Source organism: Planococcus maritimus, from assembly GCF_001592825.1.
Taxonomy (GTDB): Bacteria; Bacillota; Bacilli; order Bacillales_A; family Planococcaceae; genus Planococcus; species Planococcus maritimus_C.
Genome location: NZ_LTZG01000050.1, coordinates 1 through 357 on the forward strand (window position 1 = coordinate 1; position 357 = coordinate 357).

Annotated in this window: 1 protein-coding gene; it reads right to left on the reverse strand. The window is 63.9% G+C overall.

Annotated elements, in window-relative coordinates; translation table 11 throughout:
• Positions 1 to 357: UPF0182 family protein (locus AY633_RS14720; RefSeq protein WP_186008783.1), on the reverse strand; the 357-nt coding region annotated here is incomplete at both ends.

Here is a 357-nt window from a genome sequence, read left to right on the forward strand (position 1 = left end):
ACGTGGTACTTGGCGAGCAGGGCCCGCTGCACCTTGAACAGGTCCTCGGGGTAACGCAGGTGCGCCTGCAGTTCCGGGGTGATGTCGGCTTTGGGCTTCACCGTTCCGGGGAACACGTCCATCCACGCCTTGAGCACTGGATCGTTCTCGTCCTGCGCGTACAGCGTGACCGTGCCGTCGTAGGCGTCGACGGTGGCCTTCACCGAGTTGCGGATGTAGGACACCTGCTTGTCCGGCGCCAACCGGTTGACGGCCACCTCGTTGGAGTCGGCGGTCGCGCTCGACAGCGTCGTCAACTCCGAGTACGGGTAGTTGTCCAGCGTGGTGTAGCCGTCGACGATCCACACCATTCGCTTG